Source organism: Rhizobium sp. NZLR10 (assembly GCF_019685125.1).
Lineage (GTDB): Bacteria > Pseudomonadota > Alphaproteobacteria > Rhizobiales > Rhizobiaceae > Rhizobium.
In genome coordinates this window covers 196639-210858 of the sequence record NZ_JABDWE010000005.1, presented here as the reverse complement: position 1 = coordinate 210858, position 14220 = coordinate 196639, and the positions used below count along the sequence as shown (strand labels likewise).

Here is a 14220-nt window from a genome sequence, read left to right as displayed (position 1 = left end):
ATCGTTAACGAAGCTTAAACAACTTTAATTTGCTATCTCAACAACCTCGGGCGGTCCAGATCGCCTTCAACTAAATTGAGAATTAAGCTTAAGATGAGTGACGCTTTGGCTCAGCTCCTTGTACGGGCTCCCGAAGACACGAAAGGCCCTGAAGATATTCAGTAAGGGTCTTCTGCATCCTCTGCTGAGATCAGAATGTGATCATCAGCATCCTTGATCGACTCCATGATCCTCAGGATGATTTTTTCGGACTACACTCCCATCAGGAGCAATAAGTTCAAGCAGGACGGTTTCGAACATGGTGCCAAATAGATTTAACCCCACCATAATCGTTTCTCCGACCTTTTGTCATTGCAGCAGCGAATGGTTGAACACTTTTTCTGCTGGGCTCAAAGCACTGCGCCTGCCGCGCAGAGGGAACGTACTTTCATGGTTTTAGAGAACTGAAGATCGCTCGGGCGTTGGCTGCGACGGTAACCGACTGCGTTATGAAAATCGCCCCTGTGCTCCTGAAATTGTACGAGATGGCGAGCCGATCTGATAATTGCTCCTTGGCGGTGCAGAAGAGCCAAGGTTGGATTTTGGAGTGATAGTCATCGCACTGGGCGAAATATCCATCCGGCCGCTGCAGGTAGAGGTCATTCTTAGAGCGATAGGTTCTGAGACCGTCGGACGCCACAACGGCTTGGTTCTTCAACATAGCCTCACGGTCGCGGGCCGAAGGATCAAAGCCCGAGGCCTTCACCGAAACCGTGATTTCTACAGGTTTATCGGGAATGACTTCCATGGGGATTAGGTGGCAGGCCATCTCGGCCCACGGATATTCAGGGTGCGGGCGCGAGCAGAACGGTCGGTTAGTCTCCATCTCTCTCCGCGACGGGCTTCCATCCAGCATGAAGACCACTGACTTCAAAGTCGCGTTGCCTTGGTCGGCCTCCCTGCAGAAGGCGCGTGCATCCGGATTATTCCAAAGAATGTAATGGGCGTCGTTCATTCCTTCGCCCCAAAGGAAAATACCGGGCGCTACTGGAATCTCGATGTCGACATCGGCGACCCGGGCCGGGTGCAGGTTGTCGAAGCATGCAGCAGCGGGCGGCGCATAGCGAGCCTCTCTGATTTTCTGCTGTGTCCAGTTGACCACGAAATAGCTGCCGAAGCCTAAGATGAAGACGACGGGAAGCACGTATATGGCCCGCAGCGCCCGCGACCGGGTGGCGCGGCCGATCAGCACAAGCCCACTCGCAACGAAACCGCTGGCGGCACCAATCATCATGAAGACGACGAGGATGATCCCAAATGCTGCGCCAGCCCCGTCGGAAGCATTGACGCTCGCGTATTCGATTTTGGCCAAAACGGCCGCCACGACCCCGGCGGGCAGGAGCAACCACCAGCGCCACCAGAAACACAGGGCGATGAAGCCAATGGCGTAGGGTAGGCCCGCAAAACTCAGAAAAAGCCCAAGATACTGCATAAGGTAATCGTGCTCCGCGCTGATACGATCACCCTATCGCATCAACCTGAAGACGTATTATGAAAAACTTCGGTTAAATTGCACGCAAGCGACGTCTGAGGCGGAGGCGACGGAAGTTCGCGAGCAGACATATATCCCCCGCCTCCAATGATTGAAGGCAGCGTAGTCAGGAAGGTCGGGATAGATTGTCAATCGTTCCAGCCCGCCATGGCAGCTATCGGCCCTTTGCTACCGTGCCGATGATCAGGAGGTAATCCACTCCATTAGCGCATTCTGGGCGTGAAGCAAAAACCCCTTCGCAGCACGGCTTTGACAGGCTGGGTGCAACATTGCATCGACCGTCACTTCTTGCCCCCTCGCAACTGGTGGGCATGGCAAAAAGATCATGTCGCGCTCTACTTTACTGAGGAGCGTTGCCGTCACTTGATATTCAACTAACTCGCTTTCGTCGGCGTCTTTCGGCCAGGAGTCCGTGATAATGACATCCGCTTCGAGGACATGCCTAATATCCCGGCTGGTTTCGAAATTCGGGTTTAGCAGGTTGGGGTCCGTGACATGCCAGCGCTCCGGATACACTTGAACGACATGGATTGGCACGATCTTCGATGCCTCGACCCATGATCGAAAAATGTTTGCATCCGGGGCTATGCCGACAACTTTAAGTCCTGCCAATGATCCCCTGACGCTCTTGACGTACGCAAGATCGCCAAGGGTTTCACATGGATGATTGGTCCTTGTTCGTGCATTGATGACAGACGCATCCAGGAGGGATGCAAGCTCTTGCAAGGTGGCAAGTTCCTTTGTCCTGACGACGAGAAGGTCAAACCAATTGTCGAGATAACCCGCAAGGTCGGCAGTGGTCTCGCGAACATTGAAGCTGATGGGCGGTTGCGCGGAGATACCTCCCATAGCCTTCACGCCGAGATCGAAAGCGGCAGTATTCCGCCATCCTGTGTCATCGACGATAATACCAACCCGCTGCCCTCGCAGCGCTTGCGGCATGGTGCGGTCGGTCCAATGCTTTGCAAGCTGGCCAGCCCGCTCAATAATCGCGGTGATGGTGTCCAGCGGCAATGAATGGAACTCAAGGAAATCTTTGTTCGACTTAAAATCCATGGGTGCTTCCAATTTTTTTGCATTATCGCCGCAACCATTTAAATTGCAACTATGGTCAGCATTTTGTCTTTGATTGCAGCAACCTTTACGTTTGGCGCGGTTTTGTGGGTTATGCTGCCCGAGACCGGGAAGAGAACCGATTTCATGAAAGCGCCTCCGTCGTTCCACACAAGGCAGGCCAAAATCATACTTCCACTCATGGCTCTTGCGGTCGTTTTCGTTTTGTTTGCAGGATTAGCTAAATCTTGGGGATGGCCGTAAGCGGCGAACTTTGTCTGCTTCTGGCGCGAAGTGCCATTCAAAAGCGGTGCTCGAAAGTGCGGTAGACCGCAGTGTCAATATTCCTTTTAATGGAAGTTTCGGCTCTTCACCTTGAGCTGATCGATATGCAGATCGGGAATAAATATATCCCGCGACTTCATTCCTTGACCTGACGGATCGCGTGAATCCGGCCTGCCGGACGTACCATGAGCCAATTCGTCTCCCCTGCCCGTCGGCAGCCGAAATTCCAGATCGCGGTCCGCCAAGCCCTTAAGACTTCCTGAAAGATCGAACAGCTGCTGGGCCACCAAGTGGACGACATCGCCTTCCCTCTGAATGCGACCGTTGATCGCCAGCATCGACGCTCCCAATGCAACTCGCCGCGACCGCTCGAACAGCTTGGGCCAAATGACGACGTTCGCAACACCTGTCTCGTCTTCTATGGTCATGAAGATGACCCCCTTCGCGGAGCCCGGCCGTTGACGCACGAGAACCAGCCCGGCCGCCATCAGCCAGCGGCCGTCACGGGCCGACATCGCTTCCGTGCAGGTGACGATCCGACGTTCCGCAAGTTCTTGGCGCATGAAGCTGACCGGATGCTCCCGCAACGTCAGCCCGGTATGTCCGTAATCGAGAACGACGTTATGGCCCTCGGTCATCTGCATGAGTTCGACTGTCGGTTCCTGTTGCTCCGCAATGGTTCTGGCCTCCCTCTCCGCAGCCGCCGCAAAGAGCGGTAACGGCTCGTCCCGCAGTGCCTTTATCGCCCAGAGCGCATCGCGACGCTCCAATCCCAGGGAAGGTCGAAAAGCGTCCGCTTCCGCCAGCTCCACCAGCGATGCAGCCGGGACGCCCGACCGTCGCCACATGTCGTCGACACTGTCGAAGGGCTGGTCTGCGCGGGCGGCAACAATCCGGGCAACGTCCGCCGTTGCGAGGCCCCTGACCATGCGCATGCCGAGCCGGACCGCATGACGATCCGAGCCTTCGATGGGTTCGAGTGTGCAATCCCATCGTGATCGGTTGACGCAAATTGGCCGAACCTCAACGCCGTGCTCACGGCCATCTCGGACGATTTGGGCTGGCGCGTAGAATCCCATCGGCTGCGAATTCAGCAACGCCGCGCAGAAGACATCGGGGAAATGGCGCTTTATGTAGCTGGACGCATAGGCGATCAGAGCGAAACTCGCCGCATGACTCTCCGGAAAGCCATAGGACCCGAAACCTTCCAGCTGGCCGAAGGTGCGCTTCGCAAACTCCGGTGAATACCCGTTACGGATCATGCCGGAAACAAGCTTGTCCTCAAAACGCGAGACGCCGCCACTGAACTTGAAGGTGGCCATAGATTTCCGGAGTTGGTCGGCCTCTCCGCCCGTGAACCCGGCGCAGACCATAGCGACACGCATTGCGCTTTCCTGAAACAGCGGCACGCCGAGAGTTTTGTGAAGGACGGCTTCCAGTTCGGGCGTCGGGTATTCGACCTTCTCCTTGCCCTCTCGGCGGCGAAGATAGGGATGCACCATATCACCTTGGATCGGGCCTGGCCGCACGATAGCCACCTGGATGACGAGATCGTAAAACGTCCGAGGTTTCAACCTTGGCAGCATCGACATCTGCGCCCGGCTCTCGATCTGGAAGGTTCCGAGCGTATCGGCCCGTCGGATCATCGCGTAGGTCGCCGCGTCCTCCTGTGGGATCGTCGCGAGATCGAGATCAATGTCCTTCTTCTCGGCGAGCAACGCAAAGCTCTTGGCCATGCAAGTCAACATGCCGAGCGCCAGCACGTCGACCTTCATCATCTTCAGCGCCTCAACGTCATCCTTGTCCCACTCGATGACCTGGCGATCCACCATGGACGCTGGTTCGATAGGCACCAGGTCGTCGAGCCGGTCATGGGTCAACACGAAGCCACCAGGGTGTTGACCGAGATGACAGGGTGCTCCCATGAGCTGCTGCGCCAGTTGGAGCGTCAGAGCGAGCCGCCGGTCGTCAGGGTTGAGATTGAGGTCTCTGACCTGCTTTTCGCCGACGGCCTCCGACCAGGCCCAGACACCTGACGAGAGTGCCTTGATCAGGTCCTCAGGCAGACCCAATGCCTTGCCGACATCCCGGATCGCACGCTTGCTCCGATAGCGGGTGACCGTGGCGCAAAGTGCCGCCTTCTCTTTGCCGTAGGTGCGGTAAATCCACTGGATGACCTCCTCTCGCCGCTCGTGTTCAAAATCGACATCGATGTCCGGCGGCTCATCGCGTTCCTGGCTGATAAAGCGCTCGAACAGGAGGTCATTGGTTTCCGGATCAATGGATGTGATCCCCAACACGAAGCAGACAGCAGAGTTCGCAGCGGAACCACGTCCCTGACAGAGGATGCCCTGGGATCGAGCAAACCGGACGATGGAAAAAACCGTCAAAAAATAGGGGGCGTATCGCATCGTCTCGATGAGCGCGAGTTCGTGGCGGATCGTTTTTTCGACATGAGGTGGCAAGCCGTCCGGATAGCGATTGGGGATGCATTCGCGGACATAGTGCTCCAGCGATTGCTGGGCATCCATTCCCGGTAAAAGGGCTTCTTCAGGATACTGGTAGGTCAACTCTTCCAGGCTGAAGCGACAGCGATTGACAATCTCCATGGTCCTGGCGAGCGCTTCCGGATAACGCTTGAATAGACGCTCCATCTCTTCAGGCGGCTTTAGATACCTGTCCGCATGGCGCTCCCGCTCGAAGCCAACGTCATCAATAGTCGTTCTCGTCCTGATGCAGGTGACGACGTCCTGGAGCTGACGGCGACTCGGCTCATGAAACAGGACATCATTGGTGACCACGGTTTTCACCCGGTACCGAGCAGCCTTGTTCGAGATTTCATGCAGCCGCATCTGGTCGTTTGGTCGACGACGCAAACAGAGCGAAACATATGCCCGATCTTCGAACACTTCGGCCATTTTCCGAAGCTGGAATGCGAAGGTCTCGTCAGGAAGATCAGGCACGAGAACTCCAATCAACCCCTCGGAATAGAGCGCGACGTCCTCAAGAGTCAGGATGCATTTGGCTTTGCCACCCCTGCTCTTCCCGAGCGTCAGCAGCCTGGTCAGCCGAGAGTAGGCCGCCCGATCCGTCGGATAGACCAGGATCGACATACCGTCCTGCAGGTCAAGGCGGCAACCAACAACCAAACGGACGCCAGTTGCTCGCGATGCCTCCAGTGCCCGAACGATACCTGCCAGCGAATTGCGATCCACGATGCCGATTGCCTCGATGCCAAGGTCCTTGGCCGTAGCGAACAATTCGTCTGCAGACGATGCTCCGCGCAGGAAGCTGAAATGCGTTGTGACCTGGAGTTCGGCGTAGCGCATCAGGCAAATACCCCATGCAGGAACCACCGATGTGAGCCCGTATCCAGATCGACGCCATCACCTGATCGGTAAATCCAGTAGCGCTCACCCGCCTCATCCTCGACGACGAAGTAGTCGCGGACGGCAACCCATTCGGAGGTTCGCCGCCACCACTCGCCGTAAATGCGCTCCGGACCATCCGCCCGTTTGACGCGCCTGCGCTTGCCACGCCAGGTAAACCAGACAGGCGGATGGTCGGGTAGCAGAGCCATGACCTCGATGAGTTCGGGTTGATCCATCAGGCGCACGGGACGCGGCCAGATCAGTGGCCATGTGTGCCCCTCTTCGTCGGCAACTGGCGAGATGCGCTGCACCGAGCGTTCCGGCACATCGCTCGCAACAGGTGCCAGCCGATAGATGCGTTGTGTTCCACGGTTACCCAACACGTCGATCAGGGAGGTGACATCGATGTCAGTGGCCTCCACGAGACTGGAAACGATCTGTCTTTCGTTCAGCGGCTCCACCATAGTTGCCGCAAGACTAAGTCTCTCAATGCCAAAGCCGGGATCGATTTTCTCGATGCGATCATGGAGGATTTTCGTCAGCCAGGCGACATCTCGCACGGGCTTCGCCGTCCCTGCTCGCAGTGCCTGAATCGTGTTGTCGACCCGATGGACAATCAGGTCGGTGCGCCGGACACCTAGCCCCTTGGCCTGCAGTTCGAGACAGAGTGCTGCCACAAGCCGCGAAACATACTTCGCAATGGTTTCCGCAGCGCCGATTGGTTCGGCGAAGGCACGATGGACTTCGATGATCTCAGGACAGCGGATCGGATCAATGGGTTCAGCGACGCGGCCGAACATCTGGTCGAGACGACGGCCGATCTCTGGGCCGAAGCGCAGGGCAAGCGGCGCAAGAGGTGTCGCAGCCAGCTCGCCGACGGTTTTGAAGCCGAGCGTGCGTAGGCTGACTATCGCCTCGGCGCTCAGCCGCAGCGACGAAAGAGGAAGCCGTGCAACGGCATCTGCCGTTTTCCCTATTCGAATAACCTTCGTCTCCGCCCTCATGGACCGCGCCAGCCCGAATGCAGCTCCCCAGGTATCGGCAATGACAGCACAAGCTGGCAGACCGCGTGCACGAAACCGGTTCACGAGACCGGACAGCATCAGTTCCTCGCCACCTTGCAGATGATCGGCTCCTTCTGTGTCCATCACGATGCCATCAGGAGGATCGGCTGCCACAACCGGCGAGTATTGAGACAGCGCCCAGAGCGTCAGGCGTTCGAGTGCGGCAAGATCGGCGGCGGGATCGGCGTCAACCTTGTGCAAGCCCTGAACAAGCGCCTGCGCTTTTGCAGCGGCCATGCCAACGTGCAAACCGAGCTTGGCGGCATTCGTATCGACGGCGGACAGCCACCGCTTCGACCCACTCCGGGCGACAATGACAAGCGGCGCTTCAGCCGGAATGGAGGGATCGGCGCGTCTGACCCGATCCGTCGGCAGCGTCGGAAGAAATACTGATACGACCCTGGTCATCACATGCACCTATGACGAAATCTGCGCTCTCTCCTGCTTTCACCCTGATCAGTTCAGCCAGCCACCGCGCCCGGCCGATGCCTGGCACCGGAAGCGGCTCGGACGGCAGGACGGATATTCGCCATCTTGTTGCCGCAGCCGTCGGATGGCCAAAATCCCCAGCCTCGGCCTGCCGCCGCCATCGTCGGATAACCAACCCGATGGTGCCGGAGCCCTCGGCAGCAAGCTGGAGCCGCCGTGATATCGTCATGGGAAGCCGGACCACCTCGCCGACCACAGCCCCAAGCCCTCCGAACCTCAACGCTTCTTCGAAGCTTTCCAAGACGAACTCCTCTTTGACCGCTTCGACATAGATCACACGGTCAGGATGGAGGCCGACTTGGGCCAAGGCCGGTGCGAAGAGGTCGGGTCTAGCGAGGCACCAAACGACCTTGCCTTTGGTTCGGGCAGCAATCCCAGCGGCGAACAACGCTGCGGCCGCACCATCAATCGCGCCTGCTCCTCCCCCGGCGAATTCGTGCAATGCCCCATAGGCTAGCCCACCACCCGGAAGGTGCGCGTCGATGTCGGCCACTCCGAATGGGAGGACCGTTTTAGGACGAGCCACGGCCCCTTCAAGGTGCTGTATGCGATCTCGAAGGTCGGAAATGATGGGGTTTGCGCCGGTCTGCGCCATTCGGAGCCTTCTTCAAAATCAAGTTTTCATCTCACTCGAAAGCGAGTAGGTTCCCTATTTGTTCCCGATTTGAATGTGAGTCAATGTGCGTGCATCGGCGAGCACCTCCCCAACTGCAACCTGGCAGAATACTGCTGGAACCGAAGAACGAATGGATTCAATCCCCTATCGACAGACAATCCACAGGCACAAAAATGCCATCGATAAGAAAAAATACCTATGGGGAACGATCTGCGCTCCCCGCTCCTCAACTCATGCAACGCCGGTGTAAGTCCAGGAGAAAAGCCAATGACGGAGAATGTGGTCTCATTTGACGAGAGTCTGCAGAGATTGAAGAGTATCCCCTTCGGCGTCACTGTTGACGAACTTCGCATCACCTCGATAGGGACCAAAATCGTACTCGCGAAAAGCGAACTGCAGACGGTCCAAGCCTACATTGACGTCGTTTACGCGGGACGGATCACGGTGATGACGGATGATGGCGGTGAGCTACCTGGCGACACGCTTGCGCATTCCCAAGCAAAGCCTGTTCGCGGCCTGATGATCCGAACGTTTTCAGTGGACAAGATCAGCTGTGAGTTGAATATTTCAGCTACTGTGTTGGTATTGCACCGAAAGCAACCGGACCTCTAGCGTGTACCGTAAGATCGTAAAGATATTTCTTGGCTCGCCCGGCGACCTTGGGCCTGAACGACAGGCTGCATCCCGCATAGCCCAGGAGATTAATCGAAATCACGCGGACTTCTACAATGTCCAAGTAGAGTTGGTCGGCTGGGAGGACACGGTCTCCCGCTTTGGTCGCGCACAAGCCGTCATCAACCAAGACCTAGATCAATGCGAATATTTTGTTGGCGTCATGTGGCAGCGGTGGGGATCACCCCCGGGGGACGAGAACCATCCTTACACTTCCGGCTTCGAGGAGGAGTTTAAGCGCTCACTGAAACGGAGACTGAAGACCGGCACGCCAGAAATATCGCTGCTGTTCAAAGCGCCGGAAGAGAGCCGGATGCAGGACCCTGGTAAAGAGCTGACGAAGGTTCTTGAGTTCAAGAAGACAGTCATCGCTGACCAGAAGGTGTTGTTCCAGGAATTCAAAGAAATTCCTGATTTCGAGGTAAAGTTTCGGGCCCTTGTCACGGATTATGTTCAGAAGGGTATCATCGCCGAGCGCAAAACTGAGGAACAGACAGAAGCTGGTGGCAAAGGAGGCGCTGAAGGCGAACGCGAGACAACGCCGAGCAATCCTGAGATTCGTTTGTTCGGTGAAGAAGCAATCGACTTTGTCAGAGACCTAGTCTCAAGAGCTGATCCTGTCGAGAACGTCTCCGCCGCAGACTTGGCTCGCTTCCGTCTTCTTGGCATGGCGGTGAGCCGTAGCGGAAACGACTCCGAAACTTTGGGCGTCCACGACGCCAATCTAATCTTTAAAAACCGAGAGACTTTCAAGCTAACGCTCGCTGAGATTTCAGCTCTGCTCGTCGCTGGAGCGGCAAACATTGCTCACCAGAACGCGCCACTGTGGGGTTGGGTCTATCAAGCTGAAGATAGCCCTGGTGACGAATTGGTCTGGCAAGCGCTCATTCGCGAACCACCACTGAAGGTGTCGCTGATACAATGCCTCGCGAAGGCTCACAATCGCCTCGACTCGGAAGGCATTCCGCTCGGGCGAGACAGCCTGCTGAAGGCATGGCTGGAAAGCGAATCCGACGACGTTAAGAAGGCGACACTGGCTTATCTCGAAGAGTGCGGGACTCCGGCCGATCTTTCACTTCTTGACGAGACCATGGCCTCGACTGACACAACGATCAGTGAACACGCCGTCGTAGTTGCAGTCATGCTACTCGCTGAGACCGATACCGAGCGTGCTCTGGACCTTCTTGAGCGACATCAGAATTCCAATATCCCGCCGCGCCTGCTGAAGATTCTCTTCGCCCACCCGTCCCGTTTACGGACCGACAGATTATCGACCTTAACTGGACATCGTTCGTCCGAATTGAGAGCGATGGCGATCAAAACGCTCGTCGCCAGAGATGGTCTCGCTGAGGTGACGGCTTCCGTCTTGCTCGACGATCAGAACCCTGAAGTGAGGTTTCTCGCCCTTCAGACACTTCAAAAGAAACAGCGGAAATTTACGTCAGACGAGGCGCGAAAAATTCTCGTTCGCGAAAAAAATAAAGGATTCGGGCTCCTTATGGGCTCAACGACTGAGGGGGAGGAATTCTTCAGCAAATTTCTGCGGCAATCTTATTCCGCTTTTCCAAAGGAATCCCTGAGCGACTTAGTGGGGCGATCAGAAGTATACGAGTATGAAGCTGCATACGCGCTCTACGACAAACACTTCACAGAGCAGTTTGGTGAAATAGAGCGTAATTTAGAGGACGTGTTCGTTGCCGAATTCGGACGTCGATTACAGAATCTGACGGACCGAGTTGGACCTTCAAAGGAACTTGTTTCTCAAATTGAGGGGTTGTCGGCTTACCTTCGAGAACAAGCTTGCAAGGAGGTCTTCGAGATCGTCTGCCGACGGGGCGGCACTTCCGCCCTTGACCTAGTGCGTCGAGTGCTTGATCGAGACGAGCCAAAGTTTGCAGTAGAGGCGGTTTCTTTTTTGGAGCAACATGGCACCTGGGACGACGTCACCCGCATTGCAGCCCTTGTTGAGCGCCGAAATTACGCGCGTACAGGGTTTTTCCATGATGCGTCCAACGACTATAATGCCGCCGCAAACGCGATCCTCCGGCTCGCAAAATCACGTATTGCTGACCTCTTTACTCAATCGTTCTCAGCAGCGCTGCTCGCCCGACTGATTGCCGGTCTTACAAATAAGCAGTTCGCAGAGCTTAGCGATCTGACGATGTTGGCCTTCATGGCGCATGAAGACGATGCGGTTCGAAAAGCAGCCTCGTTGAAATCCGTGCTTAGCCTGACAAAGACACGTTGTCGGAGATTACTTGAAACCTACACCGGGGGCGACCAATACCGCTATTACAACGTGATCCATTGGCTTGACCTCGCAGTAAATACCCCAGCGGGCTTTGCGAAGCCTTTGGCGGCTAGAGAGGCTACCTTCTAAGTTTGGCCGTGATACTGCGAAAAAAGGAGCCCGGCCTAAGCCGGGCTGAAGAGGCGAGGCCCAACTTGGGGAAGGCAAATTAGTGGAAAAAATCCGCAATCAGCGTCCCGCAGATGAACGTCCCGGGTGGCGAGAAGGACGCTGTCGCAGGACTGCGATCAAGGATACCCAGCAAACCAGAGAATTGCCGTAAAGGCGAGCGATAGACCAGCAGACCAAGGCCGATGATCCCGCGCATGAACGTCGAACCTTGGCAGTGGTCGATGCCGCCTTTCCGACCGCTGCACGGCGTACGGCCAGTGCGGGCTGAGCAACCAGAACGGCGACCAGCAACCCAATTAGAGGATTTCGCCGCATCAATTCGACCGCGCTCCGGCAACCGACAACAGATTGTTGCGCGTTGGCTTTCGGACACTAAGCATGAAGCACATGCCATTTCGATAGTAGTTGAATCCCTGGCACGTCGGGGTAAGGATGCATTGATCCTGACAGGCAGCGAGCGACGAGCCGCCGAACTTGGCGAATGGCTTGGCCATAATCTCCACGTTCTTGCTGGTTCGGAAATCGAGCGCAGAACCAAAGTCCTGGCCGACGCGTCGAATGTCGCTATCGTTGCCTTTATACCCAGACACTGCCCCGCTGAACTGCAGAGCTTCGCTTGCCATACCTTTCAAGAAACATACATTGTGCGCTTCATTGAACGTGAAAGCGCGGCACCGATCATTGCCGTCACACTCCATCTTACAGTCTTCAACCGTAAACAACTTCAACGGCATATCTGGCAGGTCATAGCCGGGTAAATCGGTGTGCTCAAAAATCCTCCACATCGGCCCATGTGGCTGAGGTGGAGGCGTTATGGTGACCGTTGTTGGCGCGTAACTCGCGGTCGCATCCCCGCCAAACGGAACAGGTGCTGAAGCTTGTGCAGGCGTATCACCCGCCAAAAGATCGATGTCCAATCCGATCTGTTTTGCGTCAGCAGCCGTCAGCCATTGCATGGAAGCTGGCGCAGCGTCGGTAACATAGACGATGACGTTTGCGCTAAGGCCGAGTTGCTGAAGATATGAGCCAACGAGGGCATTCCCTGCGCTGCTGACGGTTTGCTGCCCTGATGTGTCACTGAAGACGGCGTGGAAACCGACCTTTGACGTCGGCGCAATGAACCGGTGCTTCCCCGCGAGCCAAACCAGCCCGCACGATGAGGCGCATATCGTGTTTTCAACCACGGCGGTCGAGAAGCCCTTGATCGAAATCGTGCGGCCTATCTCCATCCCAACGCCCGCTAGACCACCCGGACTGTCAAGGAAGACAACCGCCTTGTCGGTCGCGATAGCAAGGTTCTTAAAGCGAAGGTCATCGCCTTCTTGGAACTCGCCGGTCACTGAAATGACGAAGAGATCATCCTTGAGCTTATCCATTCGGACTTCTGCCGCCCTTGTTTGGAACGCACAGCTCAAAACGACGATAGCAGACAGTAAAACGCGGATACGCACGACGATAACCCTTACCACCCTTCGGCGAGTAAGCGATTTCTGCTTAAGAAAGTCAAAGTAGAAATCTGATGGAGGTTAATGGACAATCGAGCGACGAGGCTTCGGCCCGCCAGGATAGGATTAGTTTAATCAAATACTGCAGATATAGCAGAATGACCAAGCCGCCAAAATCGAAACCCCTGCTCCGAGATGCCGAAGCCCCGATAAGGTCGCGGCCCCGCAAGAAGCGCAATCCTTCCCAACCTGCTCTGCCCTTCGATCCAATGCCTGATCGCACAGAACCGGCGCTAGCGGTTCTCAAACAGCGCCCACCGGCACGGGGGTTTTGTTGGGAGATCAAGTGGGACGGCTATCGAGTTCATGTTCATATTGAGCCTGGCCGGGTGCGGGTCCTCACAAGGGGCGGCCACGACTGGTCGCATAGATTCCCGGCCATCGTAAAGGCTGCAACAGACCTGGGACCAGCCACCATCATCCTCGACGGCGAAGCCGTGATGTTTGACGAAGCGGGACGCAGCGACTTCGGTCTTTTGCAGGCGTCTCTTGGCGCAAGTGGCAAGGCCCCAGGCAAACTTGTGTCACCTGCCGTCATGATGGCCTTCGACTTGATCTATTTCGATGGCCACGACCTTCGGGGCGTCGAGTATTCGTCTCGCCGTCACCTTCTCGAAGACCTGCTCGAAGGCAAGGAGGGCGCAATCCGGCTTTCGGAGATAATCGACGCTGATCCAGTCACGATTCTCGATCATGCATGCGAGCTAGGATTGGAAGGTATCGTTGGCAAGCAGGTCGATAGCGTCTACCGGTCGGGTAGGACCGGCGACTGGATCAAATGCAAGTGCGTGCAAAGCGAGGCATTCCTCGTTGTCGGATACGAGCCTTCGACAGGTACCTCAGGTGGCTTCGCTTCCTTGCTCCTGGCCGCATATTACGGTGACGCCCTCAAGTACGTTGGCAGCGTCGGCACTGGTTTCAAGCAGACGAAGACATCCGATCTGCGAGCAATGATGGACAAGCTGGCATGGACGCGTAAGCGGCCGCCCGTCGAGTACAACGGAGCCCGGAAGGTGGTGTGGGTGCTACCTACCTTGATAGCCGAGATCGAGTACAGAGCGTGGACTTCGGATGGAAAACTCCGCCACCCCGCGTTTAAAGGCTTGCGAGAAGTCCAAGATAACGCGGCGGTCTATCGGGTGGACGAGTAAATGCTAACCTTCGCAACGCTCCTCGATCTCGTCGGGATCGACCGCTCAAAAGTCCGCTTGC

Annotated in this window: 9 protein-coding genes; 3 read left to right on the top strand and 6 right to left on the bottom strand. The window is 56.4% G+C overall.

All coding sequences use genetic code 11. The features are described 5' to 3' along the window. Window positions 1-427 precede the first annotated feature (427 nt). From HJB82_RS10280 to HJB82_RS10260, 5 genes are all read right to left on the bottom strand, one after another. A complete protein-coding gene (locus tag HJB82_RS10280; RefSeq protein WP_221139909.1) occupies window positions 428-1471 on the bottom strand; it encodes a hypothetical protein in 1044 nt (347 codons plus the stop codon). Between the two features lie 243 nt (window positions 1472-1714). Then, complete coding sequence (locus HJB82_RS10275) at window positions 1715-2587, bottom strand: ornithine carbamoyltransferase (protein WP_221139908.1); 873 nt, start codon at window positions 2585-2587, stop codon at window positions 1715-1717. Between the two features lie 347 nt (window positions 2588-2934). Then, entirely contained in the window at window positions 2935-6198 is a 3264-nt protein-coding gene (locus HJB82_RS10270) for an error-prone DNA polymerase (protein WP_221139907.1), read from the bottom strand. Next, entirely contained in the window at window positions 6198-7712 is a 1515-nt protein-coding gene (locus HJB82_RS10265; protein ID WP_221139906.1) for a DNA polymerase Y family protein, read from the bottom strand. Before HJB82_RS10265 ends, HJB82_RS10270 begins: the two co-directional genes overlap by 1 nt. Beyond that, window positions 7633-8388, bottom strand: coding sequence for an ImuA family protein (locus tag HJB82_RS10260; RefSeq protein ID WP_221139905.1), 756 nt, complete (start codon window positions 8386-8388; stop codon window positions 7633-7635). Before HJB82_RS10260 ends, HJB82_RS10265 begins: the two co-directional genes overlap by 80 nt. A gap of 288 nt (window positions 8389-8676) precedes the next feature. Here HJB82_RS10260 and HJB82_RS10255 point away from each other — a divergent pair, with 288 nt between their 5' ends. Both HJB82_RS10255 and HJB82_RS10250 read left to right on the top strand, forming a co-directional pair. Then, the gene (locus tag HJB82_RS10255; protein WP_221139904.1) at window positions 8677-9021 is read left to right on the top strand and encodes a hypothetical protein; all 345 of its coding nucleotides are present in this window, start codon (window positions 8677-8679) and stop codon (window positions 9019-9021) included. A gap of 1 nt (window position 9022) precedes the next feature. Beyond that, window positions 9023-11461, top strand: a complete 2439-nt coding sequence (locus HJB82_RS10250) for a DUF4062 domain-containing protein (protein WP_221139903.1) — start codon at window positions 9023-9025, stop codon at window positions 11459-11461. A gap of 356 nt (window positions 11462-11817) precedes the next feature. Here HJB82_RS10250 and HJB82_RS10245 read toward each other — a convergent pair whose 3' ends face one another. Continuing rightward, window positions 11818-12879 carry a PAN domain-containing protein gene (locus HJB82_RS10245; RefSeq protein ID WP_221139902.1) on the bottom strand — a complete coding sequence of 354 codons (1062 nt, stop codon included), beginning with the start codon at window positions 12877-12879 and terminating at the stop codon, window positions 11818-11820. 227 nt (window positions 12880-13106) lie between these two features. Between HJB82_RS10245 and ligD the strand changes: the two genes are divergently transcribed. Then, window positions 13107-14159 carry a non-homologous end-joining DNA ligase gene (ligD, locus tag HJB82_RS10240; protein ID WP_221139901.1) on the top strand — a complete coding sequence of 351 codons (1053 nt, stop codon included), beginning with the start codon at window positions 13107-13109 and terminating at the stop codon, window positions 14157-14159. The last annotated feature ends 61 nt before the right edge of the window (window positions 14160-14220 follow it).

Bases quoted from the DNA above. Each gene is read 5' to 3' on its own strand.
- HJB82_RS10255 (WP_221139904.1), top strand. From the start codon at position 8,677: ATGACGGAGAATGTGGTCTCATTTGACGAGAGTCTGCAGAGATTGAAG.
- HJB82_RS10265 (WP_221139906.1), bottom strand. From the start codon at position 7,712: ATGACCAGGGTCGTATCAGTATTTCTTCCGACGCTGCCGACGGATCGG.
- HJB82_RS10270 (WP_221139907.1), bottom strand. From the start codon at position 6,198: ATGCGCTACGCCGAACTCCAGGTCACAACGCATTTCAGCTTCCTGCGC.
- ligD (WP_221139901.1), top strand. From the start codon at position 13,107: ATGACCAAGCCGCCAAAATCGAAACCCCTGCTCCGAGATGCCGAAGCC.
- HJB82_RS10260 (WP_221139905.1), bottom strand. From the start codon at position 8,388: ATGGCGCAGACCGGCGCAAACCCCATCATTTCCGACCTTCGAGATCGC.
- HJB82_RS10275 (WP_221139908.1), bottom strand. From the start codon at position 2,587: ATGGATTTTAAGTCGAACAAAGATTTCCTTGAGTTCCATTCATTGCCG.
- HJB82_RS10245 (WP_221139902.1), bottom strand. From the start codon at position 12,879: ATGGATAAGCTCAAGGATGATCTCTTCGTCATTTCAGTGACCGGCGAG.
- HJB82_RS10280 (WP_221139909.1), bottom strand. From the start codon at position 1,471: ATGCAGTATCTTGGGCTTTTTCTGAGTTTTGCGGGCCTACCCTACGCC.